The sequence below is a fragment of the Reyranella sp. genome (genome assembly GCF_004297405.1).
Taxonomy (GTDB): Bacteria; Pseudomonadota; Alphaproteobacteria; order Reyranellales; family Reyranellaceae; genus Reyranella.
The window spans coordinates 166,732-187,110 of the sequence record NZ_SCVC01000032.1 but is presented as its reverse complement, the minus strand read 5'-3'; the positions used below and the strand labels follow the sequence as shown (position 1 = coordinate 187,110).

Genomic DNA, 20,379 nt, shown 5'->3' with positions numbered 1-20,379 from the left:
GTCAGGCGACCTGGCGACAGGCCTCGTGATCCTTGCGGACGCGCTTGGTGGAGGCGGGAAACTTTTGCAACGCGCGCTCTGGCCGGGTCGGGCGTTTGACCAGATCGCCACCACAGTTGGGGCAGTGGCCGCCCAGGCGAGTTCGTGCGCAATCCGCACAGAACGTGCACTCGAAGGTGCAGATCAGGGCGTCGGACGCGCCGTTGGGCAGGTCCTTGTCGCAGCACTCGCAGTTCGGGCGGAGATCGAGCATGAGTCCCTCTTACGCCGACAGGTAGCGGCTTTCCAGATGAGCCTTGAAGGCCTGGGCCCCCAGCGCCGAGCCGGTGGCCGCAGTCAGGATCTCGTCGGTCGTCGCGATCGAGCCCTTGCCGTGCACATTGGCACGAAGCCAGCCCAGAAGCGGCGAGAAATCGCCCTTTCCGATCGCGTCCAGGAGGCCGGGCTCGGCGCGACGTGCGGCGGCAAAGAGTTGGGCCGCCGCCAGGGCGCCCAATGTGTAAGTCGGGAAATAGCCCCACCCGCCGTCCGGCCAATGGATATCCTGCAGGCAGCCGAGCGAATCGTCCGGCGGCACGATACCCAGCAACTCGCGCATGCCGTCGTTCCAGGCCCCCGGCAGATCGGCGAGCGGTAGATCGCCCGCCAGCATCGCCCGCTCCAGCCGGTAGCGCAGCATGATGTGCAACGGATAGGTGACTTCGTCGGCGTCGACGCGGATGAAGCCCGGCGCGACTCGCGTGTAGAGGCGATGGATGTTCTCCACGCTCCACGCCGGCCCGTCCTTGCCGAAGGCTGCGCGCATGCGAGGTGCGGCGAAAGCCACGAAGGCGTCGCTGCGGCAGGCTTGCATCTCCATCAGCAGCGACTGACTCTCGTGCAGAGTCATGCCGCGTGCATTGCCCACCGGCTGGCGCCGCCACTCGCGCGGCAGGCCCGCTTCGTAAAGACCATGGCCGGTCTCGTGCAGTACGCCCATCAATGCGCGGGCGAAATCCGTCTCGTCGTAGCGCGTGGTGATGCGCACATCGTCGGCTGTTCCCCCGGTAAAGGGATGGGCCGAGACGTCGAGCCTGCCGTGATGAAAGTCGAAGCCGATGAGACGGATCAGCTCCTCGCCCAGGCGGCGTTGCGCCTCGACCGGGAACGGTCCGTCGAGAGGCTGAATGGCCGGAAGCCCCTTCTGACGTTCGAGGACGCGGCCCAGCAGGTCGGGCAGGAAAGAGCGCAGCTCGGCGAACAGTGCATCGATATGCGCCGAACGGCCACCCGGCTCGAACTCGTCGAGCAGCGCGTCATAGAGTGACGTCCCGAGCGCCGCGGCCTTCGCCTCGCCGACGCGGCGCATGAGATTGAGCACTTCCGACAGGGTCGGCAGCAACGACTTGAAGTCGGCGTTCTTCTTGGCCGAACGCCACGCCAATTCGCAGGCGCTGCAAGCCCGCGTGCGCGCCTCGACCAGATCGGCCGGCAAGGCGCTTTCATGCACCCAGGATCGGCGCATCTCGCGCAGGTTGGCCTGCCGCCACGGATCGAGCGACGTCCGTCCCTCTTCCGCCCGCGCCAGCAGATCGGACATGTCGGGCGCGGCAATGATCTCATGCGCGATGACGCCAAGGGTCGCGAGCTGGTCGGCGCGATCCTCGCTGGCGCCGTCCGGCATCATGGTCGAGCGGTCCCAGTTCAGGATGGCCGAGGCGCGGCCAACGGCGCTCAGCCGCGCGAACCGGCGCTCGAGTTCGGTATAGGGGTCGTTCGCAATCATGTGCCGGCCTTCTTCCGTCCGCCGATCTCGAGCCGGCCCAGCTCCCAATGATAGGCGAGATACACACCGGCCATCGCCAGGGCGATCAGGAACCAGGTGATGGCGTACTGAAGATGGTCGTTGGGAATGTCGAAGCGTGTCTGGCCGCCCACCGGCAGCCCGCCGGGATTGGGCGTCGAATCGGCGTCGAGGAAGAACCTGTCGAGCTTGGGATCGGGCGGCGCCCCGGCCATCTTGCGCATCAGCGGCACATCGACGTGGAACCAGACGTTCTTGTCCGGCACGTTCTCGGGCGCGAACTGCCGGCGCTCCTGGTTGCGGCGCACGATGCCGACGAGCTCGACGCGACCCGCGAGCTGACCTTCTGCGCGGCGTGCAGGATCCTTCCGCTCCTGGGGAATCCAGCCGCGATCGAACAGGACGATGCGGCCGTCATCGGTCTTGAGCGGCACGACGAGCTGATGCCCGACCTTGTTCTTGAGGCTGCGCGCGGCAAGGAAGAACTCCTTGTCGTAAAGGAAAGTGCCGCCAACCTTCACGCGGCCATACTCGTAGCGGAGCGGATTGCCGCTCAGCAGCTCGTCGAGGGAAACCGGCGCGGCCGCCTGGTTGGCGGCGATGCGATCGAGGATGTCCCTCTTCCATTCGCGGCGCTCCATCTGCCAGATGCCGAGCCCCAGCGAGAGGACCAGGATCGGCAGCGAGATGAGCGTGGGCCACAAAGCGGGCCGCAGCCTGATCATGATGTCTCCTCTACTCGTCGAGAGCGGTCGAGCGATGGGTGTACTGCTGCGCAACCAGCAGCGCCTTCAGGAAACGCAGCATCCAGGTCGCGAGCCCGAAGGTAACCGGCAGCCAGATCAAAACGTGCAGCCACCACGGCGGCTCGAAGCGAAACTCCACCCAGAAGACGAGCATCATGATGATGGCACCCAGCCCCAGGATCACGAGCACTGCCGGCCCGTCTCCGGCGTCGTTGCCACGCAGGTCGAGGTCGCACTCGGAGCAGCGATCGACCACCGTCAAGAGACCGCGAAAGAGCTTTCCGCGGCCGCAGCGCGGGCAGGCGGCGCGGAGCGCGACGTCGAGCGGCGATTGGCGCGGCCAGTCCGACAAGCATGTCTCCCAAAGGCGAACCGCCGGGGATCACCCGGCGGTTCCAAGATAGTCGGCTTTTCTGCTCAGTGCAGGGCGATCGGCGCCTTACCGGCACCCCACCAGTAGATGCAGAAAAACAGGAACAGCCACACCACGTCGACGAAATGCCAGTACCAGGCAGCAGCCTCGAAGCCGAAATGCTGCTTCGGCTTAAACTGGCCCTTCATCGCCCGGAACAGGCAGACCAGCAGGAAGGTCGTACCGACCAGCACGTGGAAGCCGTGGAAGCCCGTCGCCATGAAGAAGGTCGACGAGTAGATGCCCTGATCGAAGGCGAAGGGCGCGTGCATGTACTCGTAGGCCTGGACGCCGGTGAAGATCGCACCCAGGACCACCGTGCACAGCAGGCCGCGCACCGCGTCGCGCTGGTTGCCTTCGATGATCGCGTGATGCGCCCAGGTCACCGTCGTGCCCGAGAGCAGCAGGATCAGCGTGTTCATCAGCGGCAGGTCGAACGGCGCGATGATGCTGACGCCCTTCGGCGGCCAGATACCGCCGGTGACTTCCGCTCGTACAGGCTGCTTGAGCTCGCCGGGAAAGAGCGAAGCGTCGAAGAACGCCCAGAAGAAGGCGGCGAAGAACAACACTTCCGAGGCGATGAACAGGATCATGCCGTAGCGCAGGCCGAGCTGGACAACCGGCGTATGGAAGGTGCGCGACTCGACGAGTACGTCGCTCCACCACCAGTACATGACCGCGATCACCATCAGCAGGCCGGGCGCGAGCGCCCACCAGTGCACGACCTTGATGATCTTCTCGACGCCCGGTCCCAGCATGTCGGGATGCAGGCCGAGCGCGAAGCCCATCGCCAGAATCAGCGCCGCGAGAGCGCCCAGCGCCGGCCAGGGGCTGGGGTCTACGAGATGATAGGGATGCTTGGGAGCGCCGTCGGCCATGTTCATCCACCCTTTCCAGTATCAGCGGCGGGCACACCGCCGAGCAAGGTCCTTGCCCGTTCCGTCTTCGCCTCGAAGAAAGTGTAGGAGAGCGTGACGGTACGGATGTTGTCGTAGCGCCGATCCTTGTCCATGTCGGGATCGACGAAGAAAATCACGGGCATATCGACCGACTGCCCAGGCAGCAGCAACTGCTCGGTAAAGCAGAAGCACTGGATCTTGTTGAACCACGGCCCGGCACTCTCGGGCGTGACGTTGTAGGTCGAGGTGCCGACCAGCGGGCGCTGCGAGACATTGGTCACGCGGTAGTGCACGAGGCGTTCCTCGCCCAGTTGCACCTTCACTTCGCGCTGCAACGGCTCGAAGCGCCAGGGCAGCGCCGAGTCGACGTTGGAATCGAAACGCACCTTGACCGTCCGGTCGAGCAGCGGCCGGTCACCCGACTGGGCAACGAGCGGCTTTCCGCCGAAGCCGGTGGTCCGGCAGAACATGTCGTAGAGCGGCGCCGCGGCAAAGGCAGCGCCGACCATGCCGCCGGTCAGCAGGAAGAGACGCCGCGCGATGCGCGCGTTCTTCTGGGCCGGCGTGAGAGGAGTCTTGCTGCTCATCCCTGCCCTCCCATGCGCACGATGGTGAGCGCGAAGAAGGCCACCGCGAGAACCAGCAGGAAAACCGCGACGAACAGGTTCTTGCCGCGCTGGCGGCGGTGCATGTCGGTATCGCCCGGGCGACGGTCGTCAGCCATCACGCTCATCCGGCCAAAATCCGACCCGCGACCAGGTCGAGCGGCAGCGCAGCGAACAACACCGCGAGATAGAGCAGCGAAAAGCGGAACATGCGCCGCGCCGCGCCATGGGCGGTCTCGTCGTCCGCCGTGCGCCACACGGCCAGCGCATGGCCGATGAAGGCGAGGCTGAGAACCAGCGCAACCACGCCGTAGAGCCAGCCAACCGCCCCCAGCAGGGTCGGCGCCAGCGCCACCGGCACCAGGAGCAAGGTGTAGATCAGCATCTGACGCTTGGTCTCGCGCGGGCCGGCAACGACCGGCAGCATCGGCACGCCGGCACGCCGATAGTCGTCGCTGCGGTAGAGCGCGAGCGCCCAGAAGTGCGGTGGCGTCCACAGGAAGACCAACAGGAAGAGCGCGATGCCCACGGCCGACACATCGCCGGTCACGGCAGCCCAGCCGATCATCGGCGGGAAAGCGCCGGCGGCACCACCGATCACGATGTTCTGCGGCGTACGGCGCTTCAGCCCGATCGTGTAGACGAAGACGTAGAACAGGATCGCGGCCGTCAGCAGCGCGGCGGCGACGAAGTTGGTCGCGACGGCCATTAGGGCGACCGAGAAGATCGACAGCAACACGCCGAGGCCCAGCGCATCGTCCGGCGCGACCCGGCCGGCCGGCAGCGGGCGGTTACGTGTCCGCACCATCACTGCGTCGAGGTCGCGCTCATACCACATGTTGATGGCGCCGGCGGCGCCCGAGCCCAGCGCGATCGCCAGCACGGCGAGCGTCGCGGTCAGCGGATGGATATGGCCCGGCGCGATCATGACGCCGACCAGACCGGTGAAGACGACCAGCGACATGACCCTGGGCTTCAGGAGGTCGACATAGTCGCGCACACGTGAAGCGGGAGCCGCCTCGCCGGTGATCGTCAGAATGCCGTTTGCCGTGTCGGTCATAGCCTTTCAAGGCGAAGGCGCCTTTTGGGCGCCTCCGCTCCTCGAGATCAGTGGTGAGCCGACGGGGAGATGTGCGGCAGTTCCTCGAAGGTGTGGAACGGCGGCGGTGAATCCACCGTCCACTCCAGCGTCGTGGCGCCTTCGCCCCAGTAGTTCGCGCCGACCTTGCGGCCGTACATCAGCGTGCCGAAGACCACGAAGATCAGCCAGAAGATCGTCGAGCCGAACGAGATGAACGCGCCGATCGAGGAGATGTAGTTCCAGTGCGACATCGCATCGGGATAGTCGACGTAATGGCGCGGCATGCCGGCGAGACCGGAGAAGTGCATCGGGAAGAACGTCAGGTTGACGCCGATGAAGGTCGTCCAGAAGTGGACCTGGGCCGCCCATTCCGAATACTGCCGGCCCGACATCTTGCCGAGCCAGTAGTAGAAGCCCGCGAACATGCCGAACACCGCACCGAGCGACAGCACGTAGTGGAAGTGCGCGATCACGTAATAGGTGTTGTGCAGCGAGTAATCGACGCCGGCGTTGGCCAACACGACGCCGGTAACGCCACCGACGGTGAACAGGAAGATGAAGCCGATCGCCCACAGCATGGGTATCTCGAGACGGATCGAGCCGCCCCACATCGTCGCGATCCAGCTGAAGATCTTCACGCCCGTCGGCACGGCGATCACCATCGTGGCCGCCACGAAGTAAGCTCGCGTGTCGACGTCCATGCCGACTGTGTACATGTGGTGCGCCCACACGACGAAGCCCACGACGCCGATCGCCACCATCGCGTAGGCCATCCCGAGATAGCCGAAAATCGGCTTCTTCGAGAAGGTCGAGATGATATGGCTGACGATGCCGAAGGCCGGCAGGATCATGATGTACACCTCGGGATGGCCGAAGAACCAGAAGAGGTGCAGGAACAGAGTCGGGTCGCCGCCACCCTCGGCCTTGAAGAACGAGGTACCGAAGTTGCGGTCGGTCAGCAGCATGGTGATCGCGCCGGCCAGGACCGGCAGGGCCAGCAGCAGCAGGAACGCGGTGACCAGGATCGACCAGGCGAACAGCGGCATGCGATGGAGCGTCATGCCCGGCGCACGCATGTTCAGGATGGTCGTGATGAAGTTGATCGCGCCCAGAATCGACGAGGCGCCCGCGATGTGCAGCGAGAAGATCGCGAGATCCATGCCCGCGCCCTGGCTGAGCGTCAGGGGCGGATAGATCGTCCAGCCGGTGCCGACGCCACCGCCGATCGCAGCCGACATCAGCAGCAGGATGAACGCCGGCGGCAGCAGCCAGAAGCTGATGTTGTTCATGCGCGGGAACGCCATGTCGGGCGCTCCGATCATCAGCGGCACGAACCAGTTGCCGAAGCCGCCGATCAGGCCCGGCATGACGACGAAGAACACCATGATCAGGCCGTGGGCCGTCACGACGGTGTTCCACATATGGCCGTCAGGGGTGCCGTCGACGTTGAAGTACTGCACGCCCGGCTGCAGCAGCTCCAGACGCATGACGACCGAGAAGGTGGCGCCAATCAGGGCGGCCAGGATCGAGAACACAAGGTACATCGTGCCGATGTCCTTGTGGTTGGTGCTGTACAGCCACCGCTTGATGCCCGTCGGCGTGTGGTGGTCGTCGTGGTGGCTGTGGTCGTGGGCGGCGCCGTGCGCGGTGGCCATTGTAATCTCCTGCGGCGAAGCGCTTAGCGGGTGGCGGGAGCGGTGGCGGAAGCGAAGTTGGTCTCGGGCAGCAACCCAGCGGCCTTCTTCTTCTCCTCGACCCACTTGTCGAAGTCAGCTTTGGAAACGACCCGAATGGCGATCGGCATGAAGGTGTGGTTCATGCCGCAGATCTGCGAGCACTGGCCGAAATAGAGGCCCTCTTCCTTCACACTGATCCAGCCTTCGTTGAGACGGCCAGGAATCACGGTCTTCTTGATGCCGAAGCCGGGAACGGTCCAACCGTGCATGCTGGCGCCTTCGGCGGTGCCGACGATACGCACGACGGTGTTCGCCGGGATCACCATCTCCTCGTCGACCGCCAGCAGGCGCGGCACCTGCGGCTTGGTCTTGGCACGATCGGCCTCGGCCAGGATACGGCTCTCGACCTTGAAGTTGCCCTGGTCGGGATAGTCATAGGACCAGTACCACTGATGGCCGGTGACCTTGACCGTCATGGCCGCGTCGATCGCCTTGTCGCTGTAGTAGAGCAGGCGGAACGACGGCACGGCGATCACGACCAGGATGAGGATCGGGATGATCGTCCAGGCGATTTCAAGACCGGTATGGTGCGTGACGTTCGTCGCCACCGGATTGCGCGACGCATGGAAACGCCACATCGCGTAGATCAACAGGGCGAGGACGAATATCGAGATCAGGATGATGATCACCAGCAGCAGATCGTGCAGTGATTCAACCCGCTCCATGATCGGCGTGAACGCCGGTGGGAAATTCAGCTGCCAGTCGTGCGGCACGCCGATGACTTTCTGCGCCTGGGCAGCGCCCGCGAAGCCAAACGCGGCTATCGCCGACAAAATGCCCAGAATGCCCAATACGCGCTTACCGACCATTCATCCGTCCCCTCGCGGTGTAGATCCCCACGGGATTTCCGACCCGCAAAATCCCCCGCATTTCAAACGGGTTAGTACCAGATATAGCCATGGGTGGTAACGGGTTTTCGCCCCCGGTCGGTATGTGGCGGCCAGTCGCAGCCGTATCAGCTGAGGATGATTTTCAGGGCTTCGCCACAGTCAGCCTGCTGCACGGTCCGGGCAAAGGTTGGCCAGTCAGTGCGGCGTGGAAACCCTGTCTCGGTACCAGCAAAGATCGGAGCACTGGCGGAGACGAGGACGACGCGGACCAGCCGATTGCCGGCGATGCGCGAGGTCCCATCGGGGTCGTTACGCAACCGGATGGCACAAAGTCCAATGGTGTTCCACGCAAGGCGGCTCACCAGCTCGAACAGGTGGGCTTGATCGCGAAAGGTCCTAGCCCGCGCTCTATGGTGTTCGCAACTGATCGAGCGGGCCCGGGCCGTGACGCTCACAGTCAGCGAACCACACGAGCCGCGAGGGCGGCCCGCCGAAGACCCGATCCGGTAGAGCCGGGCCGCTAGGCACAGCCTCGCCTCCCGTCCACGGGTTGTCGCGTACCGACTCGCGCGCGAAAGTGACGAGCGACGACGGCGGCCCAAGCGAGGCGTCAGCCAGCCGTTCGAGGATGAGACTTGTGGAGGACATAGCGCCACTGCGCCGATCCTCGCCGCTCGAGGCGGTCATCGATCAATCCGTAAAAAAAATGACTTCCCAATATGCGCAACCGGTACCGGCAGACGTTGCCAGCCCCACTCCGGTCGCCTGACCACTCTAACCGCGGCCTTGGTCAAAACCACGACAAACAATGCACATCCTCGGCGAATTCTGGGGCCGAACGACGATTCCGCCCCGAAGTTGCCGCTTGTCTTTCAATAACCGGTCTTTAAGGTCCGGCCGCCACGCCAGACCGTGGCTTCGCCAAAGGAACACGTCATGCGTCTTGGCCTTCTGACGCCCGTTCTTGCCGTCATTCTCATGTTCGCAGGAGCTGCCTCCGCCATGGATAAGGAAAACACACTTTATATCGACCTGAAGGACGGCCGCGTCGTGATCGAGATGCGCCCCGACCTCGCCCCCAAGCATGTCGCCCAGATCAAGAAGCTGGCGCGCGAAGGCAAGTACGACGGCGTCGTCTTCCATCGCGTCATCGACGGCTTCATGGCGCAGACCGGCGACCCGACGGGTACCGGCTCCGGTGGCATGGGCGAGACGCTCAAGTCAGAATTCAACAAGGAGCCGCACACCCGCGGCACGGTCTCGATGGCGCGGACCAACGATCCCAACAGCGCCCGCAGCCAGTTCTTCATCGTCTTCAAGGACTCGAACTTCCTCGACGGCCAGTACACCGTGTGGGGTAAGGTGACGTCCGGCATGGAGTTCGTCGACAAGATCAAGAAGGGCGCGCCCGGTTCGGGCGCCGTCGCCGCACCGCCGGACAAGATGATCAAGGTCCAGGTCGCGGCCGACGTGAAGAGCTAACCTGCTCTTCCGGTCTCTATAAGAACCTCCCCCGTCGCAACGGGGGAGGTTTTTCTTTGTGAGAACGGCTTCCGGTTTCCTTACGCGTCCTTCGTAACGGTGTGGAAGGACTTGGAGATGACCTGCCAGCGGCCATCGACCTTGAGCAGGGTCAGATAATCGGTGAAGTAGCGCGGCGGGATCTGACACTCGACCTTGGCAATGGCGGTCGCCGGACCGGAGAAGTCGATCGACACGATGCGGTCGGCCCGCGCGCTGCCCTTGGACTTCGCCGACGGGCGGCTCTCGACCGCCTTGAACCAGTCGGCGCGCGGCAAGTCGGCCGCCTTGCCATCGCCACCGGCACTGTAGAGATGCGAAGCGGGATGGAACGCTTCACCGAGCTTCTTGGTATCGCCTTCGTAGAGGCCGTCGAAATAGATCTGCAGGACCTTTTCGACCGCTGCGACATCGGAATTCATCTGTTCACTCCCTCACTCAGATTGCGCCCTATTCAAACAAGATCATTCAGACAGGGCCGTTGGGCGCCACCAGGATTTTGCCATTACGCCCGCCCCTGTCGGCATGGGCCAACGCTTCCTTGATTTTCTCGATTGGGTAGACCGTGTCCACTGGCGCGTGCAGCTTGCCCGCCAGCACCTGCCCGCCGAGATCCGCATAGATATCGCGGATCTTCTCCGGGCTGCGCTTCGCCAGCCCGCGGCCCAGCATGAAGCCCGTGAGCTTGATGCCGCGATAGATGAAGTTGCTGCGCGTTACCTCGGGGTCCTCGCCGCTCATCGAACCGTAGTGCACCACTGTGCCCTCGGTCGCGATGCACTCGACGATCCGCCCCGTCGCCGCGCCGCCAATCGCCTCGACACCGAGCCTGATCCCAGCCTCGTCCGTCGCCTTGGCAACGCGCGCAGCTAGATCGCTGCCGTCGACGACCACGAGGTCCGCACCCAGGGCTTTCAGCTCCGCCTCGAGCTCGGGCCGGCGCACGACGTTGACGGTGCGCAGCCCGCGTTGCTTTGCCAGCACAATCAGCAGGCGGCCGACCGCCGAGTTGGCGACGTTCTGGATCACCCATTCGCCGGGCTTCAGATCGACGAAGTCCTGGAGCATGAGTTGGGCCGTCGGCGGATTGATGCGCACCATGGCGGCCTGGCGCAGGTCGATACCGGCCGGCAGCGGGATGGCATCGTCACCCTTCACGCGCCGCTTCTGCGCCCAGTTCTCGCGTTGCAGGTTGATGACGAGATCGCCTTTCTTGACGTGCGTCACGGCCGAACCGACCGACGTGACGCGGCCGACGCACTCCGCGCCTGGCGTGGCCGGCAATGGCGGCTTCAACCGGTAGCTGCCTTTGCAGAACCACATGTCGGCAGGATTGATGGGAAAGGCCAGGACATCGAACACGACCTCGTCGGCCGCCGGCTCACCGACATCGGGGACATCGGCACAGCGCGCGACGTCCCACGGCGTTCCATAGCGATCGATCAGCACCTGCTTCACGCTGCCCTCCCGTTACGCCCTCGAATTCCGATCTACGGAGCCACTTTGTTGGCCCGTCGATTGCTTGTACTGTGAATCAACAGGGGGTGAAATGCTGGATGGCGGCAAAGGCATTTGACGAAATGAACTCGGGCGCGGATGGCTCGGTCCGCCAGCCCTATCGCGGAGTCGCCGACTGGTTGGACCGCACATCCCCCGAGCGCGTCGCCGCGACCCGCCACGAGGTCGACCTCTTCTATAGACGGCACGGCATTACGTTCGGCGCTTATGGCGCGACCGACGGCCACGAAACCACGATCCCGTTCGACATCATCCCGCGTGTCATCGCCTGGGACGAATGGGAGTTTCTGCACAAGGGCCTGTCGCAGCGCGTGCGCGCGCTCAACGCCTTCCTCGCCGACGCCTACGGACAGCGCGAGATCTGCCGCGCCGGGATCATTCCCGAAGAACAGATCCTGATGAACGCCGAGTTCGTGGCGATGGCGCAGGGCCTGGAACTGCCGGGCGGCGTGCATGCCCACATCGCCGGCATCGACCTGGTGCGCGTCGGCGAGAAGGATTTTTACGTCCTCGAGGACAATGTGCGCACACCGTCGGGCGTGTCCTACGTGCTCGAAAACCGCGAAGTGATGATGCGGCTGGCGCCCGAGTTGTTCTCGGCCATGCGCGTGCTGCCCGTCGCCGACTATTCCGAGGAGCTGCTGGCTACACTGCGCTCAGTCTCCTTCAGCGACGATGTCGAGCCCAACGTCGTGCTGCTGACGCCGGGCCACTACAACAGTGCCTACTTCGAACATGCCTTCCTGGCCGACGAGATGGGCATCGAGCTGGTCAAGGGTTCGGACCTGTTCGTCGACGAAAGCCGCGTCTACATGCGCACGCCGCGCGGGCCGCAACGGGTCGACGTGATCTATCGTCGAGTCGATGACGCCTTCCTCGATCCACTGGCGATGCGCCCCGATTCCTATTTGGGCGTGGCCGGTCTCCTGGGCGCGCTGCGTGCCGGCCGCGTCAACATCGTGAATGCGCTGGGCAACGGCGTGGCCGACGACAAGTCGACCTACATGTATGTCCCCGAAATGGTGCGCTTCTATCTCGGCGAGGAGCCGATCCTGCAGAACGTACCGACCTGGCGCTGCGATCGGTCCGACGACTACAAATACGTGCTCGAACACTTGCCCGAACTGGTCGTGAAGGAAGTCCACGGTTCGGGCGGTAAGGGCATGCTGGTCGGCCCGACCTCGAGCAAGGCCGAGATCGAGGAGTTCGCCGGCCTTCTCAAGGCACGGCCCGACAACTACATCGCCCAGCCGACCCTGGCGCTGTCGACCTGCCCGACCTTCGTGAGCCAGGGCGTAGCGCCGCGCCATGTCGATCTCCGGCCCTTCGTCCTCTCGGGCCGCAAGATCACCATCGTGCCCGGCGGGCTGACGCGCGTTGCGCTGAAGGAAGGCTCGCTGGTCGTCAATTCGAGCCAGGGCGGCGGCACCAAGGATACCTGGGTGCTGGCGCCCGACGCGCCGGCCGGCAGCAGGTAGCGCCATGCTGAGCAGCACCGCCAAGAACCTCTACTGGATGGGCCGCTACCTGCAGCGCGCCAAGTCGACGGCGCGGTTGATCGAGGCGACGCAGCGCATGGCCCTGCAGTCGCGCGGCGAGGAAGCGGCCGGCGTCGCGGCGATCTTCGGCATGGAGGACGAGTTCCGCCAGAGCCAGCTCCAGGGTGGCCGGCTGGCGAGCCTGATCGACTTCCTGGTGATCGACGAGAACAACCCCTCCTCGATCGTGAACTCGATCGGCGCGGCGCGGCGCAATGCCCGCGAGGAACGCAACAACATCACCGTCGATGTCTGGGAGAGCCTGAACGGGCTGTGGCTGGAGCTGAGCGGCCGCCTGCGCGGCAACCGCGCGACGCTCGACCGCGGCGCCCTGATCGAATCGGTGAAGAAGCAGGCCGTCATGATCTTCGGTGCCGCACAAGTGACCCTGTTGCGCGACGAGGCCAACAACTTCTTGCAACTCGGCGCTTTCCTCGAACGTGCCGACAATACCGGCCGCATTCTCGACGTGAAGTTCCACCTGCTGCGGCCTGACGGCGATCCCAATGCCGAGAGCCTCGACTATTTCGCCTGGTCGGAGCTGCTGGCCTGCATCGGCGCGGTCCGCACCTACCGGCGCATCTATCGAAGCTCGCTGCATCCCATGAAGGTGGCGGAGCTGATGATGCTGCGGCGCGACGTGCCGCGCTCGGTGCATCACTGCCTCTGGATGGTCGATCTCAACATGCGCGAGCTGGCCGACGCCTACGGCACGCATGGTGAAGCCGACCGGCTGGCCGGCGAGCTGCATGCGCGACTGCGCTACGCACGCATCGACCAGGTATTCGACGTCGGCCTGGCAAAGTTCCTCGGCACGCTGCGCGGTGACATCGCGACGCTGAATGACGAGATCGGCCGGCAATTCCTGCTGGATTGAGGGACGGACCATGCGCTTCTCCATCCACCACGCCACGCGCTTCGACTTCGACCAGCCCTCCGGCCATTCGATCCACGACGTCCGGCTGACGCCTAAGCCTGCCTCGGGACAGCGCATCGTGTCGTGGCGCATCGACGGTCCGGGCAAGCGCTCGGAATGGGTCGACGGTCACGGCAATCAAGTGACGACTTTTTCGGTGGCGCACCAGCACGAGGCCGTCGAGATCGTCGTGCACGGGCTCTACGAGTATGGCGGTGCCGATCAATGGTTGCGCTATGCCGATACGCCCAGCCTGCCGGCGCCGTTCTGGCTGCGCAACGCCGGGCTGGCACGACACGATGCGAGCTTCGATTCGTTGATCGATGGCCTTGCCGAGCGCGCCGCCGATCCGGCGCAGCGCGTCGCCGTCCTGCATGAGCTGATGGAACGGATCGCCAAGCGTATCGCCTACAAGACCGGAGTTTCCACGGTGGACACCACGGCCGTCGAGGCGCTGGCCCGCGGTGCGGGCGTCGCCCAGGACGACGCGCACGTCTTCATCGCCTGCTGCCGGCGGCTCGGCGTTCCCGCGCGCTATGTCAGCGGCTACTTGCGCAACGACGATCCCGACCTGCATGTCGGCCGTACCAGCCATTCCTGGGCTGAGGCCTGGGTGCCCGGCCTCGAATGGGTCGGCTTCGACCCCGCCAACGGCATCAGCCCGCGCGGCGACAGCCTCAGGGTCGCCGTCGGCCTCGACTATCGCGATGCCGCGCCGGTCAGCGGCCGGCGCATCGGCTTCGGCGACGCCAAGATGACCGTCGAGGCCTCGATCCGCCTCGTCGACTAGAGGTCGTTCAGGAGGCCGCCGGCACCGGACGCCACATGCCAAGCAGCAGCACAAAGATGTGCCGGACTTGGAAGACGGCGGCGATGGCGATCAACGTCAGGGAAATGGCGAGCAAGGGATACTCATAGCTGGCCGTGTTGATGATGCGGTCGGGAAGACTGATCATCGCCACGGCGATTTCGGCAAACAGTCCCAGCACGAGCTGGGCCACACCAAAGTCGTGGCAAACCTTGTCTATATGGGCCTGTCGCGCTTCGTCCGGTCGGCCGGAAACGCCGAAGAACTTGCGGATCACGTCGCGCTCCTCCAGGGCGACACCCCAGCCGATCATTATCAGCGCGACCGTCGACGTGATCGTTACCGGCTCATGGGTATCGACGTGCCGAAAGACGCTCTTGGCCACGTCGATAATGGACAGCACCATCGGGAAGAGAATGAGCAGATTGATCGCGGCGATGAAAATCGGCGAGATCAGGAAACGCAACGGGACCAGCAACCGATTCACTGTACGCACTTTCGAAAGAGGCAGATGGTGGGCCGGCCGGACTGATGCCCGACCTGCTGCCCCCTTGCAATCTCCCTGCAGCGACGCGCCGATCGTATTAGGGCCGACGACCCTGACGATTGGAAAAATCATTATATTCTAAGTAGTTATGCCTTCTTCAGAGATGTTGTTTTGAAGGTTCGATAGAAGGCCGAGCAGCGATATCGCGAGCACTTATGAGAAATAGCCCTCGACAGATTCTATTAAGCTGCGCGTTTTCTTGCAGTGGCGAACGTCCACAAGTACCTTCGCGCGCTTTTTCAATGCCTGAAAGGAGGCATCGCGTTATGGCTCTTATTGCCGATCGTCTTAGCCGTATTAAGCCCTCTCCAACCAACGCCGCGCAGGCGAAGTTCCTGGAGATGAAAGCGGCCGGCAAAGACGTGATCGGCCTTGCCGCCGGCGAGCCCGACTTCCCGACTCCCGACCACATCAAGGAAGCGGCCTACAAAGCCATTCGCGAGAACGACACCAAGTACACCGCGGTGGCCGGCACCCCGGCGCTGCGTCAGGCGATCGTCGCCAAGATGAAGCGCGACCACGGCCTGGAGTACAAGCCGTCGCAGACCGTCGTCACTTCGGGCGGCAAGCAGATCATCTTCAATGCCATGCTTGCCACGCTGAACCCCGGCGACGAAGTCATCGTGCCGGCACCCTACTGGGTCTCCTACCCGGAGATGGTGCTGTTCGGTGACGGTACGCCGGTGATCGTGCAGTGCGAGGAGAAGCACGGGTTCAAGCTGCAGCCGGAAGCTCTCGAGCGCGCGATCACGCCGAAGACCAAGTGGCTGATCCTGAACTCGCCCAGCAACCCGACGGGTGCCGCCTACACCAAGGCCGACCTCCGGGCGTTGTGCGACGTGCTGCTGCGCCATCCGCAGGTCTACGTGCTGACCGACGACATGTACGAGAAGCTCGTCTACGACGACTTCGTGTTCACGACGCCGGCCGAGATCGAGCCCAAGCTCTACGACCGCACCTTGACGATGAACGGCGTGTCGAAGGCCTACAACATGACGGGCTGGCGCATCGGCTATGCCGCCGGTCCACAGGCGCTGATCAACGCCATGATCACCGTGCAGTCGCAGAGTACGTCGAACGCCAGTTCGATCAGCCAGGCGGCGGCGGTGGCGGCGCTGAACGGCCCGACCGACTTCATTCCGAAGAACGTCGCGGTCTTCAAGCAGCGCCGCGATCTCATCGTCTCGATGCTGAACCAGACCAAGGGCCTCAAGTGCCCGCGGCCGGAAGGCGCCTTCTACGTCTACCCGTCCTGCGCCGGCACGATCGGCAAGAAGACGCCGGACGGCAAGACGATCGAGAACGACACTGACTTCGTGAACTACCTGCTCGAAGCCGAGGGTCTGTCGGTCGTGCAGGGCTCGGCCTTCGGCCAGGGTCCAGCCTTCCGCATCTCCTACGCCACGGCGACGGACCTGCTGGAAGAGGCCGGCCGCCGCATCCAGCGCGCCTGCGCCGCGTTGAGCTGAGCGAGCCCAAACAAAGTTGAGGAACAGGGCCGGCCCTTCGGGGACCGGCCCTTTTTCTTGCCGCTCCCCTCTATTTACTGTACTATCAGTACAGTTAAACGGAGGATGCCAGCATGGCTGGTCCGTCGGCAGGTCCCGCCGCCATCCGGGCGCTTTCGGTACAGAACAATGCGCCGGCGGTGATGCGCATCGTGAGCCAGCTTGGCCTGATCGTGGCGCTGGCGGTGCTCATCTCGATGCTGGCCGCGGCCTATGGCGTGCTGGCGGCCCTGCCGCTCATGGCCGTGCAGGGCTTCTGCATCGCCTTCCTCTTCACGCCGTTGCACGAAACCGCGCACAAGACGGCGTTCAGGACACGCGTCCTCAACTCCGCGGTCGGTCAGCTCTGCGGCGTGTTGATCGGTCTGCCCTACGAGTACTACCGCCTCTTCCACTGGGATCATCACCGCCACACGCAGGACCTCGAGAAGGACCCCGAACTCATTGTCAGCTCGCGGACCGATTCGCTGCCGCGACGGCTCCTGTCCTTCACCGGCCTGCCGCAACTCGGCAACCGACTGCTGCTGATGCTGCACCATGCGATCACCGGCAAAGTCGCAGCGCCCTGGGTACCGGAGGACAAGCGCGGGCTGATCGTGTGGGAAGCTCGGGCCTACACCGCGTTCTACCTGGCGCTGGCGACAGGATCGGTCGCCCTGGCCTCGCCGCTGCTGCTTTGGGTTTGGGTCGGTCCTGTACTGATCGGCCAGTTCTTCCTCAGGCCCTATCTCTATTCCGAACATACCGGCTGTGGCCATTCGTCGAGCGCGCTCGAAAACACGCGGACGACCTATACGAACGGCATCGTGCGCTGGTTCGCCTGGAACATGCCCTATCACGCCGAGCACCATGCGTTTCCGTCAGTCCCCTTCCACGCCCTCCCCGAGTTGAACCGGTTGGTCGCTGCGCGGATCGTCCATCAGGGCCAGGGCTACCGCCGGGTCGTTCCCGCGGCCTGGCGCTGCCTCACCGAGGCGTCAGGAGAGAGGCCACCAGCTTCCGCGCATAGTCGCCGGACAGCGGCCTGAACTCGAACAGGAAGCGATAGAAGAGCGTGCCGTAGATGCGGTCGTAGAGGTCGCCCGCCGCAACGCCCGCTGTGATCGAGCCATCCTTCTGGCCGCGCTCGATGATCGACGTCGCGGTCTTTCGCCGGATGTCGAGATAGCGTTCCGTGAAGAGCTGTGCAGAGCCTGTCTTGGCGATGCATTCGGAGATGACGGCAAGCTGTACCTTGCCGAACTCGCTCTTCAGCGCTTCGGCGTAGGCCGCCGCGTGCCGCTGCAATGTCGCGACCGGATCGCCCTCGTCCGTGAGCGGCAGCATCAACGACGCATGCCGGAGAAAGGCATCGATCAGCAGGGCTTCGCGCGACGGCCACCATTTGTAGACCGTCATTTTGGAAACCTTGGACGCGCGGGCGATCGCATCCATGGTCGCCGCCGCCAGGCCTTTCGAAACGATGAGCCCGTAGGCCGCGTCGAGAATGGCAATCTCCGCCGCCGTCGAACGCGGCCGGCCACGGCGGCTGGGTTTTTCTTCGCGCCTCTCGATCATCGCCCGTCGATATAAGGCGTATCGACTGCCTCCCAGCGAAATCTCATCCACAAGTCGCAGCCGGCCAATTGACTCGGCCTGCCCCCGGTGAAACGATTTCGTCGACACAGGGCTTCGCTCCGAACGAGGCGCCGCGGGTTAGCCCGTCCTTCCTGGAGACGCCTCCGGGGCTTCTACGCGTATTGCATTCGCGAAGAAGGAGGACATTGTCATGGCCGAACTCAAGACCGAGACCATCACCGGGGGCAGACCAGGTAGCGGCGCGCACCGCGTGGTGGCGCTGTGCGGGCCGTATCTCTCGGGCAAGACCAGCCTGCTCGAGAGCATCCTCTTCGCCACGGGAGCCATCGGCCGGCGCGGTTCGACACGTGCGGGCACTTCCATCGGCGACGGCTCACCCGAAGCCCGCAAGCGCGGCATGGGCACCGAGATCAACATGGCCTCGGTCGACTATCTCGGCGATCAGTGGACTTTCCTCGACGTGCCGGGCTCGATCGAGTTCCAGCACGATGCCTTCACGGCCCTCGCCGTGTGCGACGCTGTCGTCCTCGTCTGCGAGCCTTCACCCGAGCGGGTCGTGGCCCTGACGCCATTGCTGAAATACATCGAAGACCGTCACCTTCCGCACATCATCTTCATCAACAAGATCGATTCGGCCGACGTCCGCGTGCGCGACATGCTGGCCGCGCTGCAGGCCATCTCGACGCGCAAGCTTGTGCTGCGCCAGGTGCCGATTCGGCGATCGACCGCCGATGGCGGCGAAGAAACCGTGGGCTATGTCGATCTCGTGAGCGAACGCGCCTATCGCTACAAGTCGAGCGGCGCCTCGGACCTGATCGAGATGCCAGCTGAAATCCTGCCGCGCGAAAGCGAGGCACGCCGCGAAATGTTGGAAACGCTGTCGGAATTCGACGACACGCTGCTCGAACAGCTCATCGAGGACGTGGCGCCCGAGAAATCGCTGATCTACCGCGACCTGCACGACGAATTCGGCTCCGACCAGATCTCGCCCGTCCTACTGGGCGCCGGCGATCGCGAGAATGGTGTGCGCCGACTGTTGAAAGCATTACGTCACGACACCCCTTTCGTCGATGTGACGGCTAAGCGCCGGGCTTTGCCGTCGAATGGGGTCGCAATGGCGGAGTGTTTCAAGGTCCTGCACCAGAGCCATGCTGGCAAGCTCTCGCTCTGCCGCGTCTGGTCGGGCACGCTCACCGAAGGCCAGTCGCTGGGCGGCCAGCGGATCGGCACCCTGCTGCGGCCCTTCGGACAGCGCCTCGACAAGACGACAGAAGCGAAGGCCGGCGAGATCGTAGCGCTGGCCAAGGTCGAGGCGATCTCGGCCGGACAGACATTGTCCGCGAGCGGCATCGCTGCATCGGCTGACTTCCCGGTCGCCGATCCGCCGGTTTTCACCTTGTCGCTCGCCGCCAAGAACCGCAACGACGAGGTCAAGCTCTCGGGCGCGCTACATAAAATCGTCGAGGAGGATCCCTCGCTCTCCTTTGAAGCACGCGGCGAGACGCACGAGCTGCTGATCAAGGGCCAGGGCGAGATGCATCTCAAGGTCGCGGTCGACAAGCTCGCGGGCCGCTACAATGTCGCGGTCGAAACGACGACACCGCGCGTCGCCTATCGCGAAACCATCCAGGCTGGCGCGCAGCAACATGCCCGCTACAAGCGCCAGACTGGTGGTCACGGCCAGTTCGCCGACATCAAGGTCGAGATCAAGCCGCTGCCGCGCGGCTCGGGCTTCCGCTTCGTTGACAAGATCGTGGGTGGCGTCGTGCCGCGCAACTTCATCCCGGCCGTCGAGGACGGGCTGATCGATTATCTGAAGGAAGGACCGCTCGGCCAGCCGGTCGTCGATCTCGAGGTGACGCTGTTCGACGGCCAGTATCACTCCGTCGACAGCTCCGAAATGTCGTTCAAGATGGCCGCGCGCATCGCCATGAGCGAGGCCATGCCCAAGTGCAAACCGGTATTGCTGGAGCCAATCCTGAAAGTCACGGTGGTTGGGCCGAGTGAATCGACACCGCGGCTGCAGCGGCTGATCTCCGGACGGCGCGGCCAGCTTCTCGGCTACGATACACGGTCGGGCTGGACCGGCTGGGACGAGGTTTCGGCGCTGATGCCCGAGGCAGAAATCGCCGACATGATCGTGGAGATCCGTTCGGTCACGCAGGGCATCGGCAGTTTCCGCACGGAATTCGACCATCTTCAGGAGTTGGTCGGGCGTGCCGCTGAACGCATTGTCGAGGAGACCAAGAAGCGCGCGGCGTGACGCGCTGGCGCCGTCACAAGCCGGTGAAGCCACCTCCTGGTGGCTTCACTGTCTGTCCGTGGCTCACCATAGTCCTCCTGTTCACGAGAC

22 protein-coding genes are annotated in these 20,379 nt (G+C 64.2%); 7 read left to right on the top strand and 15 right to left on the bottom strand.

Annotation, left to right across the window (positions count from 1 at the left end; all coding sequences use genetic code 11):
- Position 1: 1 nt before the first annotated feature.
- The 11 genes from EPO50_RS20980 to EPO50_RS20930 all read right to left on the bottom strand — a co-directional run bounded on the left by EPO50_RS20980 (position 2) and on the right by EPO50_RS20930 (position 8,454).
- Complete coding sequence (locus tag EPO50_RS20980; protein WP_296347121.1) at positions 2 to 253, bottom strand: DUF1272 domain-containing protein; 252 nt, start codon at positions 251 to 253, stop codon at positions 2 to 4.
- A 9-nt stretch (positions 254 to 262) separates the two neighbouring features.
- Positions 263 to 1,765, bottom strand: a complete 1,503-nt coding sequence (locus EPO50_RS20975; RefSeq protein WP_296347118.1) for a carboxypeptidase M32 — start codon at positions 1,763 to 1,765, stop codon at positions 263 to 265.
- A complete protein-coding gene (locus tag EPO50_RS20970) occupies positions 1,762 to 2,508 on the bottom strand; it encodes an SURF1 family protein (protein WP_296347116.1) in 747 nt (248 codons plus the stop codon). The genes EPO50_RS20975 and EPO50_RS20970 overlap by 4 nt, the downstream gene beginning before the upstream one ends.
- A gap of 10 nt (positions 2,509 to 2,518) precedes the next feature.
- Positions 2,519 to 2,881: a DUF983 domain-containing protein gene (locus tag EPO50_RS20965; RefSeq protein ID WP_296347114.1), complete on the bottom strand. Its 363-nt coding sequence runs from the start codon at positions 2,879 to 2,881 to the stop codon at positions 2,519 to 2,521.
- Positions 2,882 to 2,946: 65 nt separating this feature from the next.
- Positions 2,947 to 3,819: a cytochrome c oxidase subunit 3 gene (locus tag EPO50_RS20960; RefSeq protein ID WP_296347112.1), complete on the bottom strand. Its 873-nt coding sequence runs from the start codon at positions 3,817 to 3,819 to the stop codon at positions 2,947 to 2,949.
- Between the two features lie 2 nt (positions 3,820 to 3,821).
- Positions 3,822 to 4,427, bottom strand: coding sequence for a cytochrome c oxidase assembly protein (locus EPO50_RS20955; RefSeq protein WP_296347110.1), 606 nt, complete (start codon positions 4,425 to 4,427; stop codon positions 3,822 to 3,824).
- Complete coding sequence (locus tag EPO50_RS20950) at positions 4,424 to 4,564, bottom strand: hypothetical protein (protein ID WP_296347107.1); 141 nt, start codon at positions 4,562 to 4,564, stop codon at positions 4,424 to 4,426. Before EPO50_RS20950 ends, EPO50_RS20955 begins: the two co-directional genes overlap by 4 nt.
- 5 nt (positions 4,565 to 4,569) lie before the next feature.
- Positions 4,570 to 5,505 (bottom strand): heme o synthase, encoded by a 936-nt coding sequence (locus EPO50_RS20945; protein ID WP_296347105.1) that lies wholly within the window; start codon positions 5,503 to 5,505, stop codon positions 4,570 to 4,572.
- A 47-nt stretch (positions 5,506 to 5,552) separates the two neighbouring features.
- Positions 5,553 to 7,181 carry a cytochrome c oxidase subunit I gene (gene ctaD / locus EPO50_RS20940; RefSeq protein ID WP_296347103.1) on the bottom strand — a complete coding sequence of 543 codons (1,629 nt, stop codon included), beginning with the start codon at positions 7,179 to 7,181 and terminating at the stop codon, positions 5,553 to 5,555.
- Positions 7,182 to 7,204: 23 nt separating this feature from the next.
- The gene (gene coxB / locus EPO50_RS20935; protein ID WP_296347101.1) at positions 7,205 to 8,071 is read right to left on the bottom strand and encodes a cytochrome c oxidase subunit II; all 867 of its coding nucleotides are present in this window, start codon (positions 8,069 to 8,071) and stop codon (positions 7,205 to 7,207) included.
- A 146-nt stretch (positions 8,072 to 8,217) separates the two neighbouring features.
- Positions 8,218 to 8,454: a hypothetical protein gene (locus EPO50_RS20930; protein ID WP_296347099.1), complete on the bottom strand. Its 237-nt coding sequence runs from the start codon at positions 8,452 to 8,454 to the stop codon at positions 8,218 to 8,220.
- A gap of 616 nt (positions 8,455 to 9,070) precedes the next feature.
- Between EPO50_RS20930 and EPO50_RS20925 the strand changes: the two genes are divergently transcribed.
- Positions 9,071 to 9,574, top strand: coding sequence for a peptidylprolyl isomerase (locus EPO50_RS20925; protein WP_296347379.1), 504 nt, complete (start codon positions 9,071 to 9,073; stop codon positions 9,572 to 9,574).
- 80 nt (positions 9,575 to 9,654) lie between these two features.
- On the opposite strand, the gene EPO50_RS20920 is transcribed toward EPO50_RS20925, so the two are convergent.
- Positions 9,655 to 10,035, bottom strand: coding sequence for a nuclear transport factor 2 family protein (locus EPO50_RS20920; protein ID WP_296347098.1), 381 nt, complete (start codon positions 10,033 to 10,035; stop codon positions 9,655 to 9,657).
- Positions 10,036 to 10,081: 46 nt separating this feature from the next.
- Positions 10,082 to 11,071, bottom strand: a complete 990-nt coding sequence (locus EPO50_RS20915; RefSeq protein WP_296347096.1) for a zinc-dependent alcohol dehydrogenase family protein — start codon at positions 11,069 to 11,071, stop codon at positions 10,082 to 10,084.
- Between the two features lie 98 nt (positions 11,072 to 11,169).
- Between EPO50_RS20915 and EPO50_RS20910 the strand changes: the two genes are divergently transcribed.
- Genes EPO50_RS20910 through EPO50_RS20900 form a run of 3 tightly spaced genes read left to right on the top strand, consistent with a single transcriptional unit; the run spans position 11,170 to position 14,375 of the window.
- The gene (locus EPO50_RS20910; RefSeq protein ID WP_296347094.1) at positions 11,170 to 12,609 is read left to right on the top strand and encodes a circularly permuted type 2 ATP-grasp protein; all 1,440 of its coding nucleotides are present in this window, start codon (positions 11,170 to 11,172) and stop codon (positions 12,607 to 12,609) included.
- Between the two features lie 4 nt (positions 12,610 to 12,613).
- A complete protein-coding gene (locus tag EPO50_RS20905) occupies positions 12,614 to 13,546 on the top strand; it encodes an alpha-E domain-containing protein (RefSeq protein WP_296347092.1) in 933 nt (310 codons plus the stop codon).
- Entirely contained in the window at positions 13,512 to 14,375 is an 864-nt protein-coding gene (locus EPO50_RS20900; protein WP_296347090.1) for a transglutaminase family protein, read from the top strand. Before EPO50_RS20905 ends, EPO50_RS20900 begins: the two co-directional genes overlap by 35 nt.
- Before the next feature lie 7 nt (positions 14,376 to 14,382).
- Here the strand turns inward: EPO50_RS20900 and EPO50_RS20895 are convergent, their stop codons facing one another.
- Positions 14,383 to 15,012 (bottom strand): hypothetical protein, encoded by a 630-nt coding sequence (locus EPO50_RS20895; protein WP_296347088.1) that lies wholly within the window; start codon positions 15,010 to 15,012, stop codon positions 14,383 to 14,385.
- 194 nt (positions 15,013 to 15,206) lie between these two features.
- Between EPO50_RS20895 and EPO50_RS20890 the strand changes: the two genes are divergently transcribed.
- Together EPO50_RS20890 and EPO50_RS20885 are read left to right on the top strand one after the other, a co-directional pair.
- Positions 15,207 to 16,409: a pyridoxal phosphate-dependent aminotransferase gene (locus EPO50_RS20890; RefSeq protein ID WP_296347086.1), complete on the top strand. Its 1,203-nt coding sequence runs from the start codon at positions 15,207 to 15,209 to the stop codon at positions 16,407 to 16,409.
- Between the two features lie 113 nt (positions 16,410 to 16,522).
- A complete protein-coding gene (locus tag EPO50_RS20885; protein ID WP_296347083.1) occupies positions 16,523 to 17,476 on the top strand; it encodes a fatty acid desaturase in 954 nt (317 codons plus the stop codon).
- Here EPO50_RS20885 and EPO50_RS20880 read toward each other — a convergent pair.
- Positions 17,415 to 18,005, bottom strand: coding sequence for a TetR/AcrR family transcriptional regulator (locus EPO50_RS20880; RefSeq protein ID WP_296347081.1), 591 nt, complete (start codon positions 18,003 to 18,005; stop codon positions 17,415 to 17,417). The genes EPO50_RS20885 and EPO50_RS20880 overlap by 62 nt on opposite strands.
- Positions 18,006 to 18,216: 211 nt before the next feature.
- Here EPO50_RS20880 and EPO50_RS20875 point away from each other — a divergent pair, with 211 nt between their 5' ends.
- Entirely contained in the window at positions 18,217 to 20,289 is a 2,073-nt protein-coding gene (locus tag EPO50_RS20875) for an elongation factor G (protein ID WP_296347079.1), read from the top strand.
- The last annotated feature ends 90 nt before the right edge of the window (positions 20,290 to 20,379 follow it).

Excerpts from the sequence above, each read along its gene's own strand:
- ctaD (WP_296347103.1), bottom strand. The coding sequence starts at position 7,181 with ATGGCCACCGCGCACGGCGCCGCCCACGACCACAGCCACCACGACGAC.
- EPO50_RS20980 (WP_296347121.1), bottom strand. The coding sequence starts at position 253 with ATGCTCGATCTCCGCCCGAACTGCGAGTGCTGCGACAAGGACCTGCCC.
- EPO50_RS20960 (WP_296347112.1), bottom strand. The coding sequence starts at position 3,819 with ATGGCCGACGGCGCTCCCAAGCATCCCTATCATCTCGTAGACCCCAGC.
- EPO50_RS20890 (WP_296347086.1), top strand. The coding sequence starts at position 15,207 with ATGGCTCTTATTGCCGATCGTCTTAGCCGTATTAAGCCCTCTCCAACC.
- EPO50_RS20920 (WP_296347098.1), bottom strand. The coding sequence starts at position 10,035 with ATGAATTCCGATGTCGCAGCGGTCGAAAAGGTCCTGCAGATCTATTTC.
- EPO50_RS20975 (WP_296347118.1), bottom strand. The coding sequence starts at position 1,765 with ATGATTGCGAACGACCCCTATACCGAACTCGAGCGCCGGTTCGCGCGG.
- EPO50_RS20970 (WP_296347116.1), bottom strand. The coding sequence starts at position 2,508 with ATGATCAGGCTGCGGCCCGCTTTGTGGCCCACGCTCATCTCGCTGCCG.
- EPO50_RS20925 (WP_296347379.1), top strand. The coding sequence starts at position 9,071 with ATGTTCGCAGGAGCTGCCTCCGCCATGGATAAGGAAAACACACTTTAT.
- EPO50_RS20880 (WP_296347081.1), bottom strand. The coding sequence starts at position 18,005 with ATGATCGAGAGGCGCGAAGAAAAACCCAGCCGCCGTGGCCGGCCGCGT.
- EPO50_RS20885 (WP_296347083.1), top strand. The coding sequence starts at position 16,523 with ATGGCTGGTCCGTCGGCAGGTCCCGCCGCCATCCGGGCGCTTTCGGTA.
- EPO50_RS20900 (WP_296347090.1), top strand. The coding sequence starts at position 13,512 with ATGACGAGATCGGCCGGCAATTCCTGCTGGATTGAGGGACGGACCATG.
- EPO50_RS20955 (WP_296347110.1), bottom strand. The coding sequence starts at position 4,427 with ATGAGCAGCAAGACTCCTCTCACGCCGGCCCAGAAGAACGCGCGCATC.
- EPO50_RS20910 (WP_296347094.1), top strand. The coding sequence starts at position 11,170 with ATGGCGGCAAAGGCATTTGACGAAATGAACTCGGGCGCGGATGGCTCG.
- EPO50_RS20895 (WP_296347088.1), bottom strand. The coding sequence starts at position 15,012 with ATGATTTTTCCAATCGTCAGGGTCGTCGGCCCTAATACGATCGGCGCG.
- EPO50_RS20950 (WP_296347107.1), bottom strand. The coding sequence starts at position 4,564 with ATGGCTGACGACCGTCGCCCGGGCGATACCGACATGCACCGCCGCCAG.
- EPO50_RS20905 (WP_296347092.1), top strand. The coding sequence starts at position 12,614 with ATGCTGAGCAGCACCGCCAAGAACCTCTACTGGATGGGCCGCTACCTG.
- EPO50_RS20945 (WP_296347105.1), bottom strand. The coding sequence starts at position 5,505 with ATGACCGACACGGCAAACGGCATTCTGACGATCACCGGCGAGGCGGCT.
- EPO50_RS20875 (WP_296347079.1), top strand. The coding sequence starts at position 18,217 with ATGGCCGAACTCAAGACCGAGACCATCACCGGGGGCAGACCAGGTAGC.
- coxB (WP_296347101.1), bottom strand. The coding sequence starts at position 8,071 with ATGGTCGGTAAGCGCGTATTGGGCATTCTGGGCATTTTGTCGGCGATA.